The organism is Pseudochelatococcus sp. B33, from assembly GCF_053570585.1.
In genome coordinates, this window is sequence record NZ_JBSEFH010000041.1 from 1 (window position 1) to 22444 (window position 22444).

The window sequence follows — 22444 nt, forward strand, 5'->3', positions numbered from 1 at the left end:
TGGCACCGGCTCGCCGATCAATCCGCAGGCCATCAAGTAGGCGCTTCCGCCGGGAGAAAGATGATGCTCAAAGCGGCTATCGCGGGCCTTGGCTGGTGGGGGCGCACGCTGGTGCGCTCGGTCCAGGGCCGTAGCGACGATCTCGGGTTCGTGGCGGGCGCGACGGGGCGCCGGGCGCTGGCCGAGGACTTCGCCGCCGAGGCGGGCATCGCCCTCCTCGACGACCTCGATGCTCTCTTGCGGCATGGCGAGGTGGAGGCGGTGGTTCTCGCCACCCCTCACCGCGACCATGCGAGACAGATCGTTCAGGTGGCCGAGGCGGGACGGCACGTCTTCGTCGAAAAACCCTTCACGCTCGACAGGGAGAGCGCGGAACGCGCGGTGGCTGCCGTGCAGGCGAACGGCGTCGTCCTCGGGCTCGGGCACAATCGCCGCTTCCATCCGCACATGGCGGCGGTCCGGGCCAGGGTGGCGGAGGGAGCGCTCGGCACGCTGCTGCATTGCGAGGGCACCATGACGGCGGCAAGCGGCCTGTTCCTCAATCCGCAATCGTGGCGTCTCGATCCGGCCCAATCGCCCGCGGGCGGGCTCGCCGGGCTTGGCATCCACATGATCGATGCGATGATCGACATCGTCGGGCCGATCGACGCCGTCTGCTGCCAGAGCGTCAGCCGGGCGGCACCCAACGGCAACGAGGATACGACGTCGATGCTCCTGCGCTTCTCGAACGGGGCGACGGGCTTCGTCTCCTGCATCTCGGCGACCGCGCCGCTCTATCGCTTCTGCCTCTACGGCTCCGGGGGACATATCGAAATCCGCGGGCCCACGCTCGACGACCTGATCTTCACGCCGGCGCCTGACGCGCCGCCGTCGGCGGGCGCGCCGCCGAAGCCGGCGGAACACCGGAACCTGCCCGGCATCGACACCGTGCGGCTGGAGCTCGAAGCCTTCGCGCGGGCCTGCCGGGGCGAAGCGCCCTTCCCCATCACCCATGCCGAGATGATCCACGGCGCCGCGGTCTTCGAGGCGGTGGCCGGCTCGGCCACGACCCGTTCGTGGAGAAAGGTCACGCAATGAGTGAAGCAAAGCCATCCGTCACCGTCGTGACCGGCGGATCGCGTGGCATCGGGGCCGCGATCGCGCGGGCCGCAGCCCGCGCCGGCCACGCCGTGGCGATCGTCTACGCACAGGACGAAGCAGGGGCGCGCGAGACCCGCCGGCAGATCGTGGACGGCGGCGGCGAGGCGCGCTGCTTTCAGGCGGATCTGCGTGAGGAGCAGGACATCGTCCGGCTGTTTGGCGAGATCGACCAATACGGACGCATCGCCGCGCTCGTCAACAATGCCGGCGGCACCGGCCCGCTCTGCCGCGTCGAGGAACTTCCCGCGGCCGTCCTCGCCGATCTCCTCGCGCTCAATGTCATCGCGCCGTTCCTGTGCTGCCGCGAGGCGGTGCGCCGCATGTCGACGCGCAACGGCGGGGCGGGCGGCGCGATCGTCAACGTCTCGTCGCGGGCGGCCGAGCTCGGCGGCGCCGGAGAATGGGTGCACTACGCGGCGACGAAGGGGGCGATCGACTCCCTGACGATAGGGCTCGCCCGCGAGGTCGCGTCGGAGGGCATCCGTGTCAACGCGGTTTCCCCGGGCATCATCCGCACCGGGCTGCACGCCGCTGCCGGCGCGCCGCACAGGCTGGAGAAGGCGCCCGCGGCCGTTCCCATGCAGCGCGCCGGAGAGCCGGAGGAAGTCGCCGAAGCGGTCGTGTGGCTGCTGTCTCCCGCCGCGTCCTACGTGACGGCCGCCAATATCGACATCGCAGGCGGGCGCTGATCCGGCCCCTGCCCGCGACCCACCTGAAAAAAAGCGGAGGCCGCGGGGTTCCGCATGGACCCGCCGGCCTCCGAGGCGGCACGGAGATAGGCGCGCGATACCAAAGGCAGAGGCCGCCTTCGGGAAAGATCACTCCCGATCGGATGAATGGACCGCCGGCACCCGCTCCGGCCGGCCGGTCGCCGCCGATCGCGCGATTGCTTCGAGGATGGCGATGTTGCCGATCTTCTCCTCGTCGGTGAACGGATAGTCGCCGGCGCCGCCGACGGCGTCGGCGAAGGTATCGAGGTTTTCCCGCACGCTGTCGGTCCATTCGTAGCGCGTGACCCGCGGCGCTTCGTCGGTCACCTGGACCGTCAGCGTGGCGGGTCCCGGCGTATCGGGATGGGTCTCGTTGCGGAACTCCACCCAGGCCTTCGAGCCGAACACCGCGAAGCGCAGATAGAGCGGCGTCGCCAGAATGGCGTTGAGGTATGCGGTGACGCCGCTCTCGAAGCGCAGCAGAACCGACACCACGTCGCCGTTCTCCGACCTGAGCACGCGATCGGCCGTCAGGGCATAGACCTCGCTCGCGGGACCGAAAAGGTTGACGTAGGCGTCGCTGAGATGAATGCCCATCGCCGTCATGCCGGCGGCGGGGCTTTCCTTGGCGGAGCGGCGCCAGTCGTGCTGCGGCACGTTGACGAGCTTGTCGTGGCTGAAGTTCGATTCCGCGTGCATGACGGTGCCGAGCTCGCCCGCGCGGACGAGCCGCCGCAACTCCTTCATCGCCAGCTCGAACCGCCTCTCGTGGCCGATCCCGAGCAGGACGCCCGCAGCGCGGCATGCCTCGACGGATGCGGCCGCCTCGGCCCGGGTCAGCGCCAGCGGCTTTTCGCAGAACACGTGCTTGCCCGCCCGCGCCGCCGTCGCGACCTGCCCGGTGTGCAGGCTGTTGGGCGTGCACAGGATCACGCAGTCGATATCGGGATCGCCGACCACCGCCCCGTAATCGCGATGCAGCGCGAGCCCGTGCCGGGCCGCGAAATCGCCGTGGCGGTCGGGATCGATGTCGACCGCCGCCACGATGCGCAGTTTTTCCGACTCCTCCATGCGGGTGACGATCGTGCGCCCCCACCAGCCAAGCCCCGCAACCGCTGCCCTCAGCATATGACGGCCTCCTCCCTTTCCCGCCGTCATTCCGCGGCGGTCGCATAGGCGACGTTGCGGCCGCCGTAGCGGCGCACCCGGACATTGGCCTGCTCGGCGTGGCCGACGAAGCCCTCCAGCATGCAAAGACGCGAGCAGACCGCGCCGATCTCGGCGCTCGCCTCGTCCGTCAGGACCTTCTGATAGGTGCAGGTCTTCAGGAACTTGCCCACCCAGAGGCCGCCGGTGTAGCGCGCCGCCTTGCGGGTGGGCAGCGTGTGGTTCGTGCCGATCACCTTGTCGCCATAGGCGACGTTCGTGCGCGGCCCGAGGAAGAGCGCGCCGTAGTTCGTCATGCCGTTCAGGAAGTAATCGGGGTCGCGCGTCATCACCTGCACGTGCTCGGAGGCGATGCGGTCGGCCTCGGCCAGCATCTCCTCGTCGCTGTCGCAGACGATGACCTCGCCGAAATCGGCCCACGCCTTGCGCGCGATCTCCGCCGTGGGCAGGATCCCGAGCAGCCGGTCGATTTCCGTCAGCGTCTCGCGCGCGAGCTTCTCGGATGTCGTCAGCAGAACCGCCGGCGAGGTCGGCCCGTGCTCGGCCTGGCCGAGAAGGTCCGTGGCGCAGATTTCGGCGTCGACGCTGTCGTCGGCGATCACCAGCGTCTCGGTGGGGCCGGCGAAGAGATCGATGCCGACCCGGCCGAAAAGCTGGCGCTTGGCTTCCGCCACGAAAGCGTTTCCGGGCCCGACCAGCATGTCGACCGGCGCGACGCTCGCCGTGCCGATGGCCATCGCCGCCACCGCCTGCACGCCGCCGAGGACGAGAATCTCGTCCGCTCCGCCCAGATGCATGGCCGCGACGATGGCGGGGTGCGGCGCGCCCCTGTAGGGCGGCGCCGAGGCGACGATCCGCTTCACGCCCGCGACCTTGGCGGTGACGACGCTCATGTGCGCCGACGCTACCATGGGATACTTGCCGCCCGGCACGTAGCAGCCCACGGCGTTCACCGGGATGTTGCGATGGCCGAGCACGACGCCCGGCAGCGTCTCGATTTCGAGATCGGAGATCGCGGCGCGCTGGGCCAGGGCGAAACGGCGCACCTGCGCCTGCGCGAAGCGAATGTCCTCGAGGTCGCGGGCCGAGACCTTGCTGATCGCGGCCTCGATCTCCTGCTCCGTCAGGCGGAAGCGGTCGGGCGACCAGCCGTCGAATTCCTGCGAGAGGCGGCGCACGGCCTCGTCCCCCTCCCGCTCCACACTCGCCAGGATCTCCTCCACCCGGGCGCGCACGCCCGCATCCGCCTCCGCGCGGGTAGCCGTATCGACACCGGTCTTCAAGTATGTCGCCATGTTGTTTATCTCCTCCCGAACGGCACGAACTCCGGCGCACGAGAGTGCTTGTCACGCCGAGAATGCCGATTTGCACAAAGGCCGATCGCAACCGCCGCACCATCGGGCAGCTTCCCGCACTGCCTCGGGGCGGTCTCGACCAAGGCTTTCTTGTTTATCGAGTGAAAAACAAGAGCCGGGGGAAGTCAAGGCAACTTTTCTGTTGTCAGACACGTGACATACTATTATTTATCGGTCGATAATAACAGGGAGGACGCCATGGCGGCAAAGGGTATCAACCACCTCTCCATCCCGGCGATGAATCTGGAGGAGAGCGTTCGTTTCTACCGCGAATTTTTCGGACTGGAGCCGATCCCGACATACAATTTCGGGTTCCGGACCCAGTATCTGCGCTGCGGCGCGCAGCAGATTCACGTCTTCGAGCTGCCGGAGGCGCGGACGCGCCACCAGCATTTCGCCCTCGACGTGGACGACTTCATGGCAGTCTATGACAAGGCCAGCGCCATCGGCATCCTCGATGGCGAGGCGTTCGGCAACGCCGTGAACGAATTGCCCGACGGCTCCGTGCAGATGTATCTGCGCGATCCCGCCGGCAACCTCGTGGAGGTGACCTGGCCCGATGCCGGAAGCCTCGACCGCAAGCGCATCAAAGAGTGGCGGCCCCTGTCGGAGCGGCACGAGCAGCGCGGTGACAACCTTCGCGCCACCCTCTATCATGGCGGATGATCCCCAGATGACCCCCCAGACGATACCCACGTCGACGACCTCGAGCGAGCCGGGGGGCGAGCGCCGCCCCCCTGTCGCCGCGCCCGGCTACGCGACGCTGATCGGGCGGGCGGAAGAACTCGTGCCGGTTCTCGCCGCCCGGTCCACCGAGGCGGAGGAGCTGCGGCGCCTGCCGCCGGACAATGAAGCGGACCTGCACGCGACCGGCCTCTACCGGATGCTGCAGCCCGCGGCGGTCGGCGGCTCGCAGTGTCCCTACCGCTCGCTGGTCACCATCGGCGCGATCCTGGCGCGCGGCTGCGCGTCGACCGCCTGGAACCTGACCAATCTCGCCAGCCACCACTGGATGCTGGCGATGTTTCCCCGCGCGGCGCAGGACAGGCTGTGGAAGGAGAATCCCGATGTCCTCATCGCGTCATCCTTCGTCTTTCCCGCCGGGCGGGTGAAGCGCGCGCCGGGGGGCTATCTCCTGTCGGGACGATGGCCTTTTTCCTCGGGCGTCGATCCGTCCGAATGGAACATGCTGGCCGCGATCCTGCGCGAGGACGGCGAGGCGCCCGATTATCTCGTGCTTCTCGTCCACCGCTCGCAATACGCGATCGTCGACACGTGGCATACGATGGGCCTGAAGGGCACGGGCTCCAGGGACGTGGTGCTGGAGGAGGTGTTCGTGCCGCAGGAGATGGCGGTTTCGGTCGAGAACCTGAAAGGCGGCCCGACGCCGGGTTCGGAGGTCCACCCCGCCCCGCTCTACCGGCTGCCGGTCTTCGCGCTGTTCCCGGCCATCCTCTCCGGTGTCGGTCTCGGCAACGCCGAAGCGACGTATGACGGCTATGTGGAGACGACGGCGACGCGCGCGGCGAGCTATTCCGGCGCGCGCCTCGCGGAGATGCAGAGCAGCCATATCCGCATCGGCACGGCAGGGGCGAAGCTCGCCGCGGCGCGCCGGACGATGCTCGACGTCTGCGACACGGCGACGCAGAACGCCGAAGCCGGGAAGGTCGAGGATCTCGCTACGAAGCTTGCCTATCGGCGTGACCTCGCCTATGCAACCTGCCTGTGCACCGAAGTCGTGGATGGATTGACGACGGCGAGCGGCGCGGCGGCGCTCTATCTCTCCAATCCGATCCAGCGCCGATTCCGGGATGCGCATGGAATCGCGGCCCATATCGCGTTTAGCATGGATGCCGCGACCGCCGCTTTCGGGCGAGTCGCTCTCGGCCTCGAAACGGACAATCCCACTCTGTGACGAAACGGTAGACGGAACACGGAACACAAATGGCGCGAAAGACCACACAGGCCGCAGCTCTTTCGGCTGCGGTGACGGAAGAGCCAAACCCCGCTCGCAAGCCCCGGACCCGCATCAAGCCGGAGGAGCGCTACAAGGAATTCATCCGGACGGCCGTCGAACTCTTCTCCGAGGTCGGCTTCGACGCCGGCACGCGGGAACTGGCCCAGCGCCTGAATGTCACGCAGCCCCTGCTCTACCGTTATTTCCCCTCAAAGGAAGACCTCATCGCCGCCGTCTACAAGGAGATCTACCTTGCCCGCTGGAAACCGGGCTGGGAGGACATGCTGAACAGCCGCGAAATCCCTTTCAGGGAAAGGCTGCAGAACTTCTACGAGGACTATACGGATACGATATTCACGCCGGAATGGCTGCGCATCTACATGTTCGCCGGTCTCAGGGGCATCGATATCAACAGCCGATACGTCCGCAACGTCGAGAACTCCATCCTGCTGCCCATCGCGCGCGGGCTGCGCCACGAGCTCGGCCAGCCGGAGGACGGCGACATCCACCCGGCCGAGATCGAGCTCTTCTGGACGCTCCACGGCGGCATCTTCTATTATGGTGTGCGCAAGATCGTCTATGGCTTCCATTGTCCGGTCGGCAAGTCGCAGATGATCGCCAACGCCCTTGATACCTTTCTCATCGGGGCGCCGGAGGTATTCCGGTCCATCTCCGGCAAGAGCGGCTGAGGTTTATTGTGCCGTCCAGCCGCCGTCGATCGCAAGGCTCTCGCCCGTGATCAGACCGGCCGCCGGCGAAGCGAGGAAGACGACCGCCGCCGCGACGTCCTGCGTCGTCGCAAGCCGCCCCAGGGGAATGCGGTCGAAGACGAACCGCGAGAACGCGGGATCGGCGAACATCGGCCTGGTCATCGGCGTCTCCACGAAGGTCGGCGCCACCGACACGACCCGCACGCCCGACGGCGCCAGCTCCACCGCCATTGCCTTCGTGAGGCCTTCGACGGCATGCTTGGAGAGGCAGTACACCGTTCTGCGCGGCGAACCGACGCGGCCCATCTGCGACGACATGTTGACGATGACGCCCTCGCCGCGCGCAACCATGACGCGGGCCGCGGCCTGGGCGACCTTGTAGACCGAGCGGATGTTGAGGGCGAGAAGCGCGTCGAGGGTTTCGTCGTCGACCTCGATCATCGGCATCGGTTTGTTGCCGCCGGCATTGTTCACGAGAATGTCGAGGTTCTCCAGCGCCTCGATCCGCGCATAGAACGCCGGGTCGAGCACGTCCGCGACCATGGGGTCTATCAGCCCGCCGCCTTCGTCCTGCAGGCTGTCGAGGTCGCTCGCGGTGCGCGCCACCGCGATCACCCGCGCGCCGGCTCCGGCAAGCGCGAGCGCGATGGCGCGGCCGATTCCGCGCCCGGCGCCGGTCACCAGCGCCGTCTTGCCGTCGAGGGAGATCCTCATGCCCCGCCCCCGGTGTCGGCCGCGAAGCCGGCAGCCTCGATGCCCGCCACAGCGCATTCCTCGTCGACATTCGACGTATCCCCGCTGACTCCGACCGCGCCGACCAGAACCCCGCTGCCGTCACGCAGCAGCACACCTCCGGGCACCGGGATGATGCGCCCCTGCGAGGCGCTGGCGATCGCGGTGAAGAAAGCCGGCGACACAGCCGCGCGTTCGGACAGGACACGGGTCGGCAGGCCCATGCCCAGCGCGCCCCACGCCTTGCCGTAGGCGATCTCGCAGCGCAGGATGCCGCTGCCGTCGCCGCGCTTCAGCACGACGACATGCCCGCCTCCGTCCAGCACCGCCACCGTCAGCGGCTGCACGCCGCGGTCCCTGCCGGCCTTGAGCACGCCATCCGCGATCGCGTCGGCCGCTGCGAGATTCAATGCGCTCATTGTTGTGTACCTCCCGTATCGCCGGCGAGTTGTTGAAGCACCGCGAAGAGTGCCGCGGTATCCTGCTTGTCGCGGCCTTCGGCCAGCGCGGCGACGTAGTACGGCAGGCTGGCCGACATCAGCGGCGTGGGGCAGCGCACGTCGCGCGCGTGGTCGAGGATCAGCGACAGGTCCTTCATGTAGACGTCCATCTTCATGGTCGCCGGCTCGTAGCGCCCATCGATCATCATCGGTCCGCGCACCTCGAACATGCGGGACGTGCCGGCGCCGGAGGCGACCGCCTCATACACCATCCCGAGGTCGAGGCCGGAGCGCTGCGCCAGAAGCAGGGCCTCGGCGGCGGCAAGATTATGCACGGTCACGAGCAGGTTGGCGACGTACTTGAGCTTGATGCCGGCGCCGAAGGGACCGACGTAGAGCGTCCGGCGCGCAAAGGCGTCAAACACCGGTCGCGCGCGCTCGACGTTCGCCTCGTCGCCGCTGGCGTAGATGACGAGATCTCCCGTCGCGGCCTGCGCCCCGGTCCCGCTCACGGGGCAGTCGAGCACCGCCGCACCGATGGCTTCGAGCGCAGCGCGGACCCGCTCCTTCGCAGTCAGCGGCAGCGTTCCCATCTCGCAGACCACCGTACCGGGCCGAAGGCCGGCGCATAGGCCGTCTTCCCCCAGCGCAGCGGCATCGAGCGCCGGGACGGATGCAAGCGCGACGAGGATGACGTCGCACCCGTCCGCCAGCGCCGCCGGCGAGGCGCTGGGAGAGCCCCCCGCGGCGCGGAACGCGTCCTCCGCTTCCGCCGATACGTCGTAGCCGGCGACGCCATACCCCGCCTTCAGCAGATTTCGGGCATAGGCCAGCCCCATGATGCCGAGACCGACGATGCCGACCCGCGGCAACGGGCCTGGCGCGCTCATGACGCCCTCCCGTGTGCCGGGTCTCCGATCCACGCCGCAACGCCCGCTTCGAACGCGGCCGGATCCTCCATGTTGGGGACGTGCGCGAGACCGGGCAGCACCAGCAGGCGCCCGTTGGGCGTGGCGGCGGCCATGGCCTCCATCGCTTCCTTCGGCGCGCCGGCGTCCTCGGCACCGACGACATAGAGCACCGGGGCGGCGAGGTCTCCGAGCCGGCGCAGGTAGTCGAGGCGCTTGAGCGCGTGCGCGCAGCCGATGTAGCCCTGTGCCTGCGTTGCGCGGATCATCGCCGCGGCGCGGCTGATGGCCTCCGGCCGGCTTTCCTTGCATCGGGGCGTGAACCAGCGTTCGAGCGTCCCCGTCACGACGGCCTCCATGCCGCCGGCCTCGATGGCGGCGATACGCTGGTTCCACGATTCGACGAACGGTGGCGGCGCGTCCGCCCGCGCGTCGCAGACGGTCAGCGTGCCGACGCGCCCGGGATGGTCGAGGCCGAGCCCCAGCGCCGTCATGCCGCCGAGGGACAGCCCCATCACGTCGGCGCGCTCCGCGCCGTAGTGATCGAGGACAGCGACCATGTCGGCGACGAGCATGCCGAAGTCATAGGGACCGGCCGGCGCGTCGCTGCCGCCGTGGCCGCGCGCGTCGTAGCGGATGACGCGGTGGGTCCTCGTGAGAAACCCGATCTGGTCGTCCCACATGGTCGCGTCCGCCGCGAGGGAATTGGAGAGGATCAGCCACGGCAGGCCGTCCTCACCATCGACATAGGTTGCGAGCCTCGCGCCCGGAACCGTCACGTATTGCTGCGTCGTCATTCCGCTGCCTGCTCCCTGTCCTCGCCGACGGCCGCGTTGACCAGCGGCATCACCTTTTCCGCCATCAGCCGCATGGAGCCGCGGCCCAGCGCCGGGTCCTTCCAGTCATGCCCCGCATAGAGCAGCGTGCCGAACGGGCCGACGGTCTCGCGGAAGGCCAGGATCTGATCGGCGACGGACGACGGCGTGCCGTGGATCACCAGCCGGTCGAGGACGTAATCGAGCGTCACGGCCTCATCCGGCATCGACTGGTCTTCCTTGAACAGGTTGGCACGGCCGTTCTTGACCAGCTTGGTGAGCAACTGCCGGTAATAGAAGACATAGGGGCTGTCGGGATCGCGGGCATAGCGGCGCGCGGTCGCCTCGTCCTCGGCCACGAAGACGCTCTTGGCCACGCGCCAGTTGCCGAGATCGGCCGCGCGTCCGCCCTGTCGGCATCCCTCGACGTAGCTGTCCCTGTGCGTCGCCACCCATTTCGGCATCAGGAAGTTGGCCGAGATCGGGTCCCAGCCGCGCGCGGCGGCGGCCGTCACCCCCTTCGAGAACGGCGCGACGGCCGTCACGACGATCGGCGGATGCGGCCGCTGCAGGGGCTTGCCGATGATCCCCTGCCCGATCTGCGGCAGATGCGTGCGTTCGGTCGTGACGCTCCAGAACTGGCCCTTGAGGTTATAGGGCGCTTCGCCGGCCCAGATGTCCAGGACCATGTTGATCGACTCGAGGAACATCGCGTTGCGGTCGTTGTCGAGAACGCCGAATATTTCCGAATCCGACAACAGCCCGCCGGGGCTGATGCCGAAATTCAGCCGCCCCTCCAGGAGATGGTCCAGCATGGCGATCTGGCCGGCGACGGCGGCGGGATGGGTGTTCGGCAGGTTCACCGTGCCGGTGCCGAGCCGCATCCGCTTCACGCGCTCCGCCAGCGTGGCCAGAAACAGCATGGAGGAGGTGATGTTTTCCGCGAGGTCGGTCACGTGCTCGCCCACGTAGGCTTCGGAAAACCCCAGCGCGTCGGCGAGAATGAAGGCCTCCTGATCCTCACGAAGGGTTTCGGACCAGTCGCGCCCGAGCGGATGGATCGGCATCGTGAAAAAGCCGAGCTGCATGCAGTTCCCTCCGTCTTTCCCTACTTCCTTCCGGAAAGACTAGCCAACGCGCGCCATTCAGGAGAAACGATAAGTTCTGATATCGGCAATACGATTGGCTGATAGGACGATCATTCCGCGAGCGCATGCGCCCAAAGCTCCCGGCCGCGCTGGTATTCCTGTTCGAGCCGCTGCAGGAACAGACTCGCCGCGGGCGGCAGCGGCCGCTTGGCGGGCTCGATGGTCATGTAGTCGACCGTCAGGGGCGGATCGAGAATGGGATGCAGCGTCCGCTCGGCCCCGCCGATATCCCGCAGGCAGATCGTGGCGGGCAGAATGGTCATCCAGTCCGAATAGGCGACGAATTCCAGCGTCGCGATCATCGCGTCCATGTCGAGGATCCGCTCGACGCGCAGGCCGTGGAGAGCGACGTATTCCTCACAGCGCTCGCGGCGCGCGTTGCCGCGCGCGGGCAGCACCAGTTTCAGCGGCGGCAGGGTGGCGAAATCCGCCGGTTCGAGATGGCGCAGCCCGTGCGCGGGCGAGGCCGCCAGCATCTCCTGCTCGGTGCCGAAATAGCGGCCGCGCAGCCCCTCCGGATAGTCCGAGCGCGGCACGATGGCGAAATCGAGCCGCTCGGCCGCGACATCGTCCATCAGGGCCGCGCTGTAGGCTTCCACGACCTGCATCTCGACATGCGGGAACTCCCGCAGGAAGCCGGCGAGGACGGGAGCCAGTATGCCGCGCGTGAAGGTCGGCATGAGGCCGACATGGATCGCACCGCTCACCGCGCCGGCCATCGCCTTCAGTTCCTCCCGCGCGGCCTCCATGTCGCGCAGGATCCCGACGGCGCGGCTGTAGAGCCTGCGGCCGGCCAGTGTCGGCACGACGCCCCGGACGGACCGGTCGAACAGGATCACGCCGGTCGACTGCTCCAGATTCTGGATCTGCATCGACAGGCCCGACTGGGTGGCGTTGAGCTTCTGGGCCGCCTTGTTGAAGGAGCCCTCCTCGTAGACGCCGACGAAGGCGATGAGCTGGCGTAGATTCATGCAATCATGAAACCTGATAGCAATGTCAAAATATTATCGTTACCACTGAACGAAGCAAGCCAATACCCTATCTCTGGAACCATGATCGTCGTCAGGGAAGCCGACCATGAACGTCGCCAGCACGGCAGCAGAGCCCAAAGCGCGCCAGTTCGCCGGCATCGATGCCGGGCGCTACCGTTCGGTACTGGGGCGTTTTACGACCGGCGTGACGGTGATGACCACCGCCGTGCCGGACGGGAGGCGCGCGGGGGTGACAGCCAATTCGTTCAACACCGTGTCGATGGAGCCGCCGCTCATCCTGTGGAGCCTCGCGCTCAAGGCGCCCAGCCTGCCGCTGTTCCGCGACAGCGGGCACTTCGCGGTCAATATCCTCGCGGCCGACCAGCGCGACATAGCGCTGCGCTTCGCGCGCCCGTCCGCGGACAAGTTCCACGGCGTTGCGGTCGATGCCGGCCTGTACGGCCCGCCGCTCATCCGCGGAGCGATCGCGCATATCGAATGCCGCACCGCCTATCGCTACCCCGGCGGGGACCATGAGATCATCGTCGGGGAGATCCTGCGCATGGACGGCTACGACGGTCTGCCCCTGGTCTTCCATGGCGGACGCTTCTGCGGCGTCGCACAGGATCTCGTGCTCGACGGCTGACACGCGCCCGCTCCTCACGTTCCGATGATGCGCGAGACCGCCTCGAGATGATCGCGCATGGCGCGGTCAGCCGCCTCCGGATCGCGCTCGGCGATGGCGTCGACGATGACGAGATGCTGCGCCACGAGCTCGTCGCGCAGGCTCTCCTTGAACGTCTGCGCGCGCAAGCCCGTCCATTTCTGCTCGACGCGGACGGCCTGGATCAGCTGGAACAGACCCTGGAACAGGCCGTTGCGGATGCTTTCGGCGATCTTGGAATGGAGGGCGCTGTCCCAGCGCTCGTAATCCAGGCTGGTCTTCGCCTCCCCGCCCCGCTCGGCCAGACGCCGCATCTGGTCGATGTCGGAGGGCGTCGCGCGCATGGCCGAAAGCCGCGCCAGCGTCGGCTCGATCTCCCGCCTCACCTCCATGATCTCGGCCGGGCTCGTCTGGTTCGACAGGTTGCTGACGCGCGACGCATTGGCATTCGTCGGCCAGATGAACGTGCCCTGCCCCTGCCGGCGATAGATGAGGCCTTCGGACTGAAGCACGTCGAGCGCGCTGCGCACGGAACGGCGCGCGAGGCCGAACATCGCCATCAGCTGACGCTCGGTGGGGAGCTGCCCGCCGCGCACGAGTGCCTCGTCACCGTTCGTCACGGCCTCGCGCAGGCGCGCCATCAGGGTTTCTGTGTTGCTGTCTCTCTTGCTCATAGCGACTGATACAGGTCATAGAACATGCGTGCCGCGGTCATGCCGAGGAAGATCGCGAAGCACAGTTGCAGCCTCCGGCGCGGGATCGAGTGGGCGATCCGCGCGCCGGTGGGCGCAAAGGCCGTGGTCAGCGGCACCAGGGCGAGCGCGGCGGCCAGGTTCAGATAGCCGAAGGAAAAGGGCGGCAGATCGCTGACGCCCATTCCCGACAGGACGTAGCCGATCGTGCCCGGAATGGCGATGATGAAGCCGATGGCGGAGGCGGTGCCCACGGCGCGGCGAATATCGAAGCCATAGGCGGTGAGGATGGGAACGCTGAGCGTGCCGCCGCCGATGCCCATCAGGGCCGAGATCGAACCGATGAAAACGCCGGAAGCGCCCTTGACGACGGCGTTCGGGAAACCGTCGCTCACCTTGGTGCCCTCATCGTGAAGGAACATGCGCGCCGACACGGCGAGAGCGACCGTGGCGAACACCGCGGTCAGAATGCGCCCGTCGGCGTAGCCGCCGAGAAGGGTGCCGAGCACCACGCCGGCGAAGATGGGCACGCCCCAGCTCTTGAGCAGCGGCACGTCTATCGCGTCCCGCTTGTAGTGGCTGCTGACCGAGATCGCCGACGTGGCGATGATCGTCGACAGGGACGTCGCTACCGCAACCTTCATGCGCACCCCCTCATCAACGCCGAGCGAGGCGAGGAGATTGTACAGAACCGGGACGATGATAATGCCGCCGCCGACGCCAAGCAAACCGGCCAGCAGGCCGCCGACGATCCCCGCGCCGACGATGCCGGCGAAGAAGATCAGCAGCGTGCCTGCGTCGCTCTCGAAAATTCCCATGCACCCGATCCTTCAGGAAGGCTCCGAATCAATATCGTGATATTCAGCATATTGGTTCGGTCCAATCCACTGAAAAATCGTCCCGCTCAGGCTTGTATGCCGGGAAAGCCGGGCTGTCGGGGGCAAAGAACCCGCGAGGATCATCAAAATCCGGCCGCTTCCGAAAAGAACAAAATTGCCCACCCACCGAAAGTCGCGGCCTTTTTATTGTTGACAGCCTTCTCCAAGCGTGAATTATCTATCGATAAATGGGCTACACGATATCGAACCAATAAAATAATGGTCCGGGCAGATCTCATGATCCTGACCTGATCGACCGCGTCGCCCCGGGGAGGAGAAACATCATGCATCGTCTAATGCGTCTTTCGTTCGCGGCGCTTGCCGCGCTCATTGGTTGGTCGGCTGTCGCGCATGCCCAGCCGGTCAATATCAGGATCGGCTGGTCGACCATGCCCGGGCACCTTATCCCCGTGCTGTATTCGAAGCCGGACATTCTGAAACACTACGGCACGAGCTACACGGTGGAGCCGATCCGCTTCCGGGGCAGCTCACCGCAGATCAGTGCGATGGCGGCCGGCGAGATCGACATGGGCGCCTTCGGCGCGCTCGTCCTGGCGCTCGCCGTGAACAACGCCCGGCAGGACGTGAAGGTCGTCGCCGACATCATCCAGGACGGCGTCGAGGGCCGCCATTCGGAGACCTTCATGGTCCGCGCCGATTCCGGCATCGAGAAGATCGAGGACATGAAGGGCAAGCGCGTGGGCACGAACGCCATCGGTTCCGCCTCCGACACGGCGATCCGCGCCATGTTCCGCAAGCACGGCATGCAGGACAAGCGCGATTACACGATGGTGGAGGTGGCCTTCCCCAACATCCCGGCGATGCTGGATGAGGACAAGATCGACCTCGGCACCGTGCTGCAGCCCATGTCGCGCCAGATGCGCGACAGCGGCAACTACAAGGTTCTGTTCACGTCGAAGGAGGCGATCGGGCCGTCGCAGCTCGTGTTCCTGGCGGCCAGGGCGGACTTTCTGGAGAAGAACCGGGAAAAGCTCCTCGACTTCTTCGAGGACCATGTCCGGGCGGTCCGCTGGTTCACCGATCCCGCCAACCGCGAGGAGGCCGTCGCCATCGTCGCGAACTTCATGCAGCAGGCGCCCGATACCCTCTCTCACCTCTTCACGAACGACGACTATTACCGCGACCCCTTCATGTTCCCCAATATCGAGACGTTGCAGGAGAGCATCGATCTCGCGGTGGACCTCGGCCTGGCGCCCACCGGCATCACCGTCGCGCCCGACTACGTCGATCTGAGCTTCGTCGAGGAGGCCAAGCGGCGCATCGAAAGCGACGCGCAGTGACTGCCCCGCGTGGTCGAAACACGAAAACGATCCCCATCAGCAGTTTAACCGGGAGAACCATCCGATGAGCGATACCGCAGAAGCAACGCCGCAGACCAAGAACGCAGGGGCGACGAAGGCCGGCGCCCAGGGGTACATCTTTCAGTTCGCGGAGCTCGACAAGATCGATGCCGGCAAGGGCTACTCGACCGCGTTCGGCTCGGTCGTCGAGGGTGAGCGCACGCAGGTCGGCCTGATGAACAAGGCGCGCGGAACCGGCGCCCGGCCCCATTCGCACCCCAACGAGCAGTGGAACTATGTCGTGAAGGGCCGGCTGCGTGTCCATATCGAGGGCGAGGAGGAACGGATCGTCGGCCCCGGCACGCTCCTCTATTTCCCGCCGAACAAGGTTCACGCCACGGTGGCGCTGCCCGACGAGGACGTCGTGTTCTTCGTCGTGAAGGACCTGTCCCACGGCATCGTCGGCACGGCCGCCGACGGAACGACGTCCGGCCCCCATTACGACGAGGGCTTCGCGCCCAAAGGGTGACCGGTGAGAAGCTGACCGGCGAGACAATGTCCGGCCGGGGCGAGAACGGCGGCGCCAGACCGCCGGCCCGGCGGGACCGAGGGGAAGAGATCCGAAGAGATCCAGAGGGAGGAGATTTCCATGAGATTTTACGTGCTCGCATCCGTGGCGCTTCTGCTGGGAAGCGTTGCCCCGTCGACGGCGCAGACGAGCTATCCCGAAAGGCCCGTCGAATTCGTCTGTTCCACGTCGCCCGGTTCCACCGCCGCGCAGTGGTGCCAGTTGATGGCGCAGGCCCTGTCGCAGAAGGACGCTCTCGGCGTTCCCGTCAACGTCACCTACAAGGCCGCGGGGTCCGGCAACGAGGCCGGCGTCTACGTCAGGGGCCGTCCCGCGGACGGCTACACCATCCTGCACACCGCCGCGAGCTGGAGCGGCTACATGAACCTGCCGACCTTCGAGCCGTCGGTGGACGATTTCGAATACCTGGCGCGGATCGAGAAATTCGTCTACGCCCTCGGCGCGCATGCCGACGGGCCGTACAAGAACTTCGCCGATGCGGTGGCGGCGGCGAAGGAAAAGCCGGGAACGCTGGCTGTCGCGGGCAACAAGATCGGCTCCGTCCACCACAAGCACATCCTGTCCCTCTTTACGGCCGCCGACGCGGAGGTGGTTCACATCCCCTATGAGGGCTCGGGCGATGCGGTGCGGGACGTGCTCGGCCAGCACGTCCCGCTCGGCCTCGGGTCGATCGGGCAGCTCCAGCCGCATGTCGAGGCCGGCACCATCCGGCCGCTCGTGGTGCTGAATGAGGAGCGCGTCGCAGCCTTCCCGGACGTGCCGACACCGGCCGAGCTGGGGTTCTCCTACCCCATCAGCCACCAGTGGCAGGGCATCTTCCTGCGCGCCGGCACGCCCGAGGAGGTGAAGGAGAAGATCCGCGCGGCGCTGACCACGGTCATGGACAGCCCGGAATATGCGAACTACCTCGAAGTCAGCCCCCACGTGGAGAAGAACTTCGAGACGGATCCGCAGGTTCTCAAGCAATCGCTCGATCGGGAATTGTCCGACTATCGGGAGTTCATGCAGGCGAACGGCATTCTCTGACCCCATGCGGGCGCCTGCCGCCGCAGGCGCCCCACGACCCGGAAAGGTGGACGCCCGATGATCAAGATCCGAAGCTCGACCGCCGATCTTTTCACCGCGGTCATCCTGCTCGCCGCGATCGGCTATCTCTTCGTGCTCACTTTCAGTCTGGCCCCCTCGCCGGTGAAGGGTTATCCCGGCGCGGCCTTCTTCCCGCGCCTCGTCCTGGTTGGCACCGGCCTGTTCGCGGCGCTCTGGCTGGGGCTCGTCCTGCTGGGGCGGCTTAGCGGGCGCGAGCTGATGAAGACGGACGAGCCCTACTTCGATTTCGAATACAAGGACTACATCATCTCGATCGTGGCGGTCCTGGCCTACATCGGCACGCTCGACTTCCTCGGCTTCGAGATCGGCACCTTCGCGCTTCTCGCCTTCCTGCTGTGGCCGCGCATCGGCGCGCTTGCCGCCGCGGGCGCCGCCGCCCTCACGACGCTGGTGCTCTACGGGACGTTCGTCCTTCTGCTGAACGTCTCGGTGCCGCTGCTCTTCCTTCCGCGTTACGTGACATTCTAGAGAAAAATGCACTGAATCGGGATCGCCATTTTTCTCTATCCATTTGTTAACGCATCAAATTTTTTCAGAAAGTGCGCACACTTTCTGGTTTGATGCTGCAGGATCGGGATGACCGCTCATGTCCATGATCATCGAGAATTTCATTCCCGCGCTTTGGATCGTCCTCAGTCCGACCAATGTCATGATCATGATCCTCGGCGTTGTCGTGGGGACGCTGCTGGGGGCATTGCCGGGCTTCGGCGCGGCGCAGGCACTCGCCCTGATGTTCCCGTTCACGTTCGGGATGGATCCGATCGGCGGCGTCCTGTTCTTCATCTCGATCTACGCCGCCGCCGAGTACGGCGGCTCGATCCCGGCCATCCTGATCCGCACGCCCGGCACGACGGCGGCGGCCATCACGGTGCTCGACGGCTTTCCGATGGCGCGCCGGGGGCTCGCCGGGCGGGCGCTGAAGATCTCGCTTTACACCGGCGTGTTCGGCAGCCTCGTCAGCAGCTTCGCCTTCCTGTTCGGCGCCTCGGGACTGGCGTGGGTCGGCCTCCAGTTCGGACCGACGGAGATGTTCGCGGTCGGCATCTTCGGGCTCGCCATCATCGGCAGCTTCTTCGGCGATGATCCGGTGAAGGGGTTCGTCGCCGCGGGCATCGGCCTGTTCCTCGCCACGATAGGCTCGTCCGGCTTCAGCGGCACGCGCTTCACCTTCGGCCAGGCGGCGCTGCTCGACGGCATGCCGCTCATCGTCGTGATCATCGGCATCATGGCGATGCCGGAGGCCTTCCGCCTGATGATGGCGCGCAAGGGAGACGATCCCGAGCTCGATAAGACCCTCGATCAATCCGCGGCCGGCAATCGCGTCGGCTGGGGGGATATGCGCAACCTGATGCCGACCATGTGGCGCGGCACGGTCGTCGGCACGCTGATCGGCGCCATTCCCGGCCCCGGCGCCACCGTTGCCTCGCTCGTCGCCTACAACGAGGAGAAGCGCTGGTCGAAGCACCCGCCGGAGGCTTTCGGAACGGGGCTCGACGAGGGCGTCGCGGCGCCGGAGACGGCCAACAACGCCATCGTCGCCGGCTCGCTGATACCCTCGCTTGCGCTCGGCATTCCCGGCTCCGGCGCCATCGCGATCCTTCTCGGCCTGCTCATCAGCCGCGGCATCGTGCCGGGCCCCCTGCTCTTTTCCCAGGGCGGGCCGCTGGTGATGGCCGTGTTCATCGGCCTCATCGTCTCGGCGATCCTGATGCTCGTGGTGGGCATCGCGGGTATCCGGGCCTTCGTCCAGGTCGCGCGCATCCCGCGCTACATCATCGCGCCGTTCGTGATGATCACGCTCATCATCGGCACCTATTCCTACCAGAACTATTCGGCCCACGTCGTCATGGCGGTGGTGATCGGGGCCGCCGCGTACTGGCTGGAAAAGGTGCGGGTGCCCACCATTCCGATCGTCCTCGCCTTCGTGATGGGGCCGATCGTGGAAGCGAACCTCAACCGCGCCATGGTGATCCACGGCGGAGACCTCACCTTCCTCCTGACGCGGCCGCTGGCGCTGGTGATCCTCGCTCTCGCCCTGGTGACGGCGGTGCTGAGCTTCATACGGTCGCGCCCCAAGAGCGCGCTGCCCGCGTGAGGGCTCCCGGGGGTGTGCGGGGAGAATGACATGAAACTGGGCGAGAGATGGCGGGAGCAGGAACGGCGCGCCGATGACCCGGACCGCGGCGGGACGATCGGCGCGATCCTGCTGACCGGCTTTCTCGGCAGCGGCAAGACCACGCTCCTCAACCACCTCCTGAAGGACCCGGAGATGGCCGACACCGCCGTCATCATCAACGAGTTCGGCGATGTGGCCATCGACCATCTGCTTGTCGAAAGCGCGATCGAGAACGCCGTCGTGCTGCAAAGCGGCTGCATCTGCTGCACCGTCCGGGGTGATCTGGTCGACACGCTGCTCGACCTCCTGGCCAAGCGCGAACGCGGCCTGATTCCCGCCTTCTCCAGGGTGGCCATCGAAACGACCGGCCTCGCGGACCCCTCCCCGATCATGCGCACCTTCGCCACGGAGAAGGCCGTCTCCATGCGGTTTCACCTGCAGGCGGTCGTCGCCACGATCGATACGGTGAACGGCTTGCGGCAACTGGAGGAGTTCGAGGAAGCGCGCCGGCAGGTCGCCATGGCCGACCTGCTGCTGCGGACCAAGGGCGACATCGCCGCCCCCGGTGCCGGCGAGCGGCTGACGGAGGCGCTGCGCAGGCTCAACCCGTCGGCGGAAATCCTGCCGGTGGAGAACGGCCGCATCGGCGCGGCGCGGATCTTCGCCGCGCTGCCGCCCGCGCCCGACGAAAGCGCCCATCTGCCGGCATGGCTCCGGGCCGGGCGCTTCGACGTGCAGGCCGTTCATCAGGGGGAGATCGCCGCCTTCTCGATCGTCGTCGACGAGCCGATCGGCAAGGAGGCGCTGGAGCGCTGGCTTGCTTCCATCGTCTCGCTTCGGGGCAGCGACATCCTGCGCATGAAGGGTATCGTCGCGGTCGACGGCGAGCGCGGGCCGGTGGTGATCCAGGCCGTGCAGCATCTGCTGCATCCGCGCCTGTCGCTCGACGACTGGCCGGATGACGACCGGCGCACGCGCATCGTCTTCATCACGCGCGGACTGCCGCCGGCGGGCGTGCGCAACAGCTTTCTCGCCGCGCTGCGGAGCGATCCGGCGCGGCGGCGGCCGGCATGTCACCCGTCGGCATAGTGCCGGAAACGCCGGATGAGCTCTTCCCCGCCGTATCCCGCGCCGAGAAGCAGCGACAGCGCCAGCCGGGCTTTTCGCGGGCCGAGCGTGCCGCCGCCGATGAGCCCGCGCCCGATGAGATCGATCTCCGAACCGGGGAAGCCGTAGGTCGAGGCGAAAACCGGCCCCGCCGGAACGCGCGAGCTGAGCACGACCGGCATGACGCGCGCCAGTTCGCCGAGCTGCGCGGCCATGACTTCCGGCACGTGCCCCGCGCCGAGGCCCTCCACGACCACGCCGCGATATCCCAGCCCCGGCAGGCCGGGCAGCATCCGGCCGTCGTCGCCGAACCCCACGGCGACAAGGGCGACCGGCGCAGAGGCCTCGCCTTCCCCTTCCCCTTCCGCCTCGCCTGCCCCTTGCGGAACGATCTCCAGCCGGTCGACACGGCTCAACAGCCGCGCCCGGCCTTCGGCCACGACGCCGAGCGCGCCAGCGGTGAACGACCGGAAGGCGTCCGGCCTCGCGGTATCGGCCTTCTGTACGAAGCGGGCGGCGTGGATTGTGTCGTTGAGCACGACGAGTGTTCCAAGACCCCGCGCGCCGTCCGACACGGCCGTGATCGCCGCCGACAGAAGATTGGCCGGCCCATCCGCGCCCGGCGCTTCCGCGCCGCGCATCGCGCCCGTTACCACCACAGGCCGGTCGCCGGCGACGAGCAGATCGAGCACGAAGGCGGTTTCCTCGATGGTGTCCGTCCCCTGGACGACGACGGCGCCGGCGAAGCCTTCCGGCAGGCGCTCGTTCAGCAGGCGCGCTACCGCAAGGAGGTGCGCGAGGGTGAGGGATGCGCCGGGCAGGCGGAACGGCGACACGGCCTCGATGTCGGCGACCTCCGCCAGCGCCGGCACCGCGCGCACGAGATCCGCACCCGTCAGCGTGGGGACGATGCCGGCCTGCCCGCCGGCGGTCATGGTGATCGTGCCGCCAAGCGATACCAGAAGCAGCCTGGGTCGTGTCATCTATCGAACCTCCCGAACTATGCCACCTGCGTCCGATACCAGTCGAGTATGTCGGCGCCGGTCCACATTATTACACCCTCATGTTGCAGGATGTAATCATACAGCATTTCAAGGTACTTGATACGGTGCGGCACGCCGGTGAGGTACGGGTGGATGGAGATCGACATGATGCGCGGTATCGTCTCGCCTTCGAGGTAGAGCCTGTCGAACTGATCCTTGCCGCGGCGGAACAGCTCCTCGGACGGCGCCCGCTGGACCGCCGTGATGACGACGTCGTTGATCTCCACCGTATAGGGCACGGAAACGATGTCGCCGGCGCGCGTCGAGAGCCGCACCGGCTGGTCGTCGAGCACCCAGTCGGCCACGTACTCGATCCCCGCCTCGGCCAGCAGATCGAGCGTCTCGTCGGTCTCGGTGAGCCCGGGGCTCTCCCAGCCGCGCGGCGGGCGGCCGGTGAACTGCCTGATGGCCTCGACCGTGGCCGCGATCGCCGCCTTCTGGTCGTCGAGCCTGTGCATGGGCTGCTGCACGAAGCCGTGGCCCATGAAGTCCCAGCCGGCGTCGAGGGCCGCCTGGCATAGCTGCGGATAGAGTTCGCAGCACGAGCCGTTGAGCGCGAAGGTCGCCTTCAACCCGCGCGACGACAGGGCCTCGAGGAACCGCCAGAACCCCACCCGCATGCCGTATTCGTGCCAGGCCCAGTTGGGCAGGTCCGGCAGCAACGGCTGGCCCATGGGTGGCGGCAGGACCGTGCGCGGCATCGCCGCCGTGGGCCGCCAGTTCTCGACGTTGACGATGGTCCAGACAGCGAGACGCGCGCCGCCCGGCAGCACGAGGCGCGGGCGTTCGGTGATCGGCGAATAGGCCAGCCGCTTGCGGAACGTCGCTCCGGCTTCGCCGTCCGGCGGCGTCTTTCCCAGATCGCTCATTGGTTTCTCCTCCCGGTGGGACCGC

Annotated in this window: 24 protein-coding genes; 12 read left to right on the plus strand and 12 right to left on the minus strand. The window is 67.2% G+C overall.

Annotated features, from left to right (window positions below):
* Together ACUSIJ_RS27890 and ACUSIJ_RS27895 are read left to right on the plus strand one after the other, a co-directional pair.
* A partial coding sequence (locus tag ACUSIJ_RS27890; RefSeq protein WP_449311687.1) for a Gfo/Idh/MocA family protein occupies positions 1-1077 on the plus strand: 1077 nt, incomplete at its 5' end.
* Positions 1074-1829 carry an SDR family oxidoreductase gene (locus ACUSIJ_RS27895; protein ID WP_449311688.1) on the plus strand — a complete coding sequence of 252 codons (756 nt, stop codon included), beginning with the start codon at positions 1074-1076 and terminating at the stop codon, positions 1827-1829. The genes ACUSIJ_RS27890 and ACUSIJ_RS27895, both read left to right, overlap by 4 nt.
* Before the next feature lie 129 nt (positions 1830-1958).
* Here ACUSIJ_RS27895 and ACUSIJ_RS27900 read toward each other — a convergent pair whose 3' ends face one another.
* Positions 1959-2978: a Gfo/Idh/MocA family protein gene (locus ACUSIJ_RS27900; RefSeq protein ID WP_449311689.1), complete on the minus strand. Its 1020-nt coding sequence runs from the start codon at positions 2976-2978 to the stop codon at positions 1959-1961.
* 26 nt (positions 2979-3004) lie between these two features.
* On the minus strand, positions 3005-4312 hold the full coding sequence (hisD, locus tag ACUSIJ_RS27905) for a histidinol dehydrogenase (RefSeq protein WP_449311690.1): 1308 nt from the start codon (positions 4310-4312) through the stop codon (positions 3005-3007).
* Between the two features lie 258 nt (positions 4313-4570).
* On the opposite strand from hisD, the gene ACUSIJ_RS27910 reads away from it, so the two are divergent.
* Genes ACUSIJ_RS27910 through ACUSIJ_RS27920 form a run of 3 tightly spaced genes read left to right on the plus strand, consistent with a single transcriptional unit; the run spans position 4571 to position 7018 of the window.
* Positions 4571-5038 carry a VOC family protein gene (locus ACUSIJ_RS27910; RefSeq protein ID WP_449311691.1) on the plus strand — a complete coding sequence of 156 codons (468 nt, stop codon included), beginning with the start codon at positions 4571-4573 and terminating at the stop codon, positions 5036-5038.
* A 7-nt stretch (positions 5039-5045) separates the two neighbouring features.
* Positions 5046-6287 carry an acyl-CoA dehydrogenase family protein gene (locus tag ACUSIJ_RS27915; RefSeq protein WP_449311692.1) on the plus strand — a complete coding sequence of 414 codons (1242 nt, stop codon included), beginning with the start codon at positions 5046-5048 and terminating at the stop codon, positions 6285-6287.
* A gap of 29 nt (positions 6288-6316) precedes the next feature.
* Complete coding sequence (locus ACUSIJ_RS27920; protein WP_449311693.1) at positions 6317-7018, plus strand: TetR/AcrR family transcriptional regulator; 702 nt, start codon at positions 6317-6319, stop codon at positions 7016-7018.
* 3 nt (positions 7019-7021) lie between these two features.
* Here the strand turns inward: ACUSIJ_RS27920 and ACUSIJ_RS27925 are convergent, their stop codons facing one another.
* From ACUSIJ_RS27925 to ACUSIJ_RS27950, 6 genes are all read right to left on the minus strand, one after another.
* Entirely contained in the window at positions 7022-7753 is a 732-nt protein-coding gene (locus tag ACUSIJ_RS27925) for an SDR family NAD(P)-dependent oxidoreductase (RefSeq protein ID WP_449311694.1), read from the minus strand.
* Positions 7750-8190, minus strand: coding sequence for a GlcG/HbpS family heme-binding protein (locus ACUSIJ_RS27930; protein WP_449311695.1), 441 nt, complete (start codon positions 8188-8190; stop codon positions 7750-7752). The genes ACUSIJ_RS27925 and ACUSIJ_RS27930 overlap by 4 nt, the downstream gene beginning before the upstream one ends.
* Positions 8187-9101 (minus strand): NAD(P)-dependent oxidoreductase, encoded by a 915-nt coding sequence (locus ACUSIJ_RS27935; RefSeq protein ID WP_449311696.1) that lies wholly within the window; start codon positions 9099-9101, stop codon positions 8187-8189. Before ACUSIJ_RS27935 ends, ACUSIJ_RS27930 begins: the two co-directional genes overlap by 4 nt.
* Positions 9098-9916, minus strand: coding sequence for an alpha/beta fold hydrolase (locus ACUSIJ_RS27940; RefSeq protein ID WP_449311697.1), 819 nt, complete (start codon positions 9914-9916; stop codon positions 9098-9100). Before ACUSIJ_RS27940 ends, ACUSIJ_RS27935 begins: the two co-directional genes overlap by 4 nt.
* Entirely contained in the window at positions 9913-11022 is a 1110-nt protein-coding gene (locus ACUSIJ_RS27945) for an LLM class flavin-dependent oxidoreductase (protein ID WP_449311698.1), read from the minus strand. Before ACUSIJ_RS27945 ends, ACUSIJ_RS27940 begins: the two co-directional genes overlap by 4 nt.
* Before the next feature lie 110 nt (positions 11023-11132).
* Entirely contained in the window at positions 11133-12053 is a 921-nt protein-coding gene (locus ACUSIJ_RS27950; RefSeq protein WP_449311699.1) for a LysR family transcriptional regulator, read from the minus strand.
* A gap of 106 nt (positions 12054-12159) precedes the next feature.
* Between ACUSIJ_RS27950 and ACUSIJ_RS27955 the strand changes: the two genes are divergently transcribed.
* Positions 12160-12699 carry a flavin reductase family protein gene (locus tag ACUSIJ_RS27955; protein WP_449311700.1) on the plus strand — a complete coding sequence of 180 codons (540 nt, stop codon included), beginning with the start codon at positions 12160-12162 and terminating at the stop codon, positions 12697-12699.
* A gap of 14 nt (positions 12700-12713) precedes the next feature.
* Here the strand turns inward: ACUSIJ_RS27955 and ACUSIJ_RS27960 are convergent, their stop codons facing one another.
* Complete coding sequence (locus ACUSIJ_RS27960) at positions 12714-13391, minus strand: FadR/GntR family transcriptional regulator (RefSeq protein ID WP_449311701.1); 678 nt, start codon at positions 13389-13391, stop codon at positions 12714-12716.
* Entirely contained in the window at positions 13388-14227 is an 840-nt protein-coding gene (locus ACUSIJ_RS27965; protein WP_449311702.1) for a sulfite exporter TauE/SafE family protein, read from the minus strand. Before ACUSIJ_RS27965 ends, ACUSIJ_RS27960 begins: the two co-directional genes overlap by 4 nt.
* Positions 14228-14571: 344 nt before the next feature.
* Between ACUSIJ_RS27965 and ACUSIJ_RS27970 the strand changes: the two genes are divergently transcribed.
* From ACUSIJ_RS27970 to ACUSIJ_RS27995, 6 genes are all read left to right on the plus strand, one after another.
* Complete coding sequence (locus tag ACUSIJ_RS27970) at positions 14572-15588, plus strand: ABC transporter substrate-binding protein (RefSeq protein ID WP_449311703.1); 1017 nt, start codon at positions 14572-14574, stop codon at positions 15586-15588.
* A 64-nt stretch (positions 15589-15652) separates the two neighbouring features.
* The gene (locus tag ACUSIJ_RS27975; protein WP_449311704.1) at positions 15653-16117 is read left to right on the plus strand and encodes a cupin domain-containing protein; all 465 of its coding nucleotides are present in this window, start codon (positions 15653-15655) and stop codon (positions 16115-16117) included.
* Between the two features lie 120 nt (positions 16118-16237).
* Positions 16238-17203 carry a Bug family tripartite tricarboxylate transporter substrate binding protein gene (locus ACUSIJ_RS27980; protein WP_449311705.1) on the plus strand — a complete coding sequence of 322 codons (966 nt, stop codon included), beginning with the start codon at positions 16238-16240 and terminating at the stop codon, positions 17201-17203.
* 57 nt (positions 17204-17260) lie between these two features.
* Positions 17261-17752, plus strand: coding sequence for a tripartite tricarboxylate transporter TctB family protein (locus ACUSIJ_RS27985; protein ID WP_449311706.1), 492 nt, complete (start codon positions 17261-17263; stop codon positions 17750-17752).
* A 118-nt stretch (positions 17753-17870) separates the two neighbouring features.
* Positions 17871-19379 carry a tripartite tricarboxylate transporter permease gene (locus ACUSIJ_RS27990; RefSeq protein WP_449311707.1) on the plus strand — a complete coding sequence of 503 codons (1509 nt, stop codon included), beginning with the start codon at positions 17871-17873 and terminating at the stop codon, positions 19377-19379.
* Positions 19380-19409: 30 nt separating this feature from the next.
* Entirely contained in the window at positions 19410-20489 is a 1080-nt protein-coding gene (locus tag ACUSIJ_RS27995) for a CobW family GTP-binding protein (RefSeq protein ID WP_449311708.1), read from the plus strand.
* Here the strand turns inward: ACUSIJ_RS27995 and ACUSIJ_RS28000 are convergent.
* Both ACUSIJ_RS28000 and ACUSIJ_RS28005 read right to left on the minus strand, forming a co-directional pair.
* Positions 20474-21490, minus strand: a complete 1017-nt coding sequence (locus ACUSIJ_RS28000; protein ID WP_449311709.1) for an asparaginase — start codon at positions 21488-21490, stop codon at positions 20474-20476. The two genes, ACUSIJ_RS27995 and ACUSIJ_RS28000, sit on opposite strands and share 16 nt — an antisense overlap.
* Positions 21491-21507: 17 nt before the next feature.
* Positions 21508-22419: a polysaccharide deacetylase family protein gene (locus ACUSIJ_RS28005; RefSeq protein WP_449311710.1), complete on the minus strand. Its 912-nt coding sequence runs from the start codon at positions 22417-22419 to the stop codon at positions 21508-21510.
* Positions 22420-22444 lie beyond the last annotated feature (25 nt).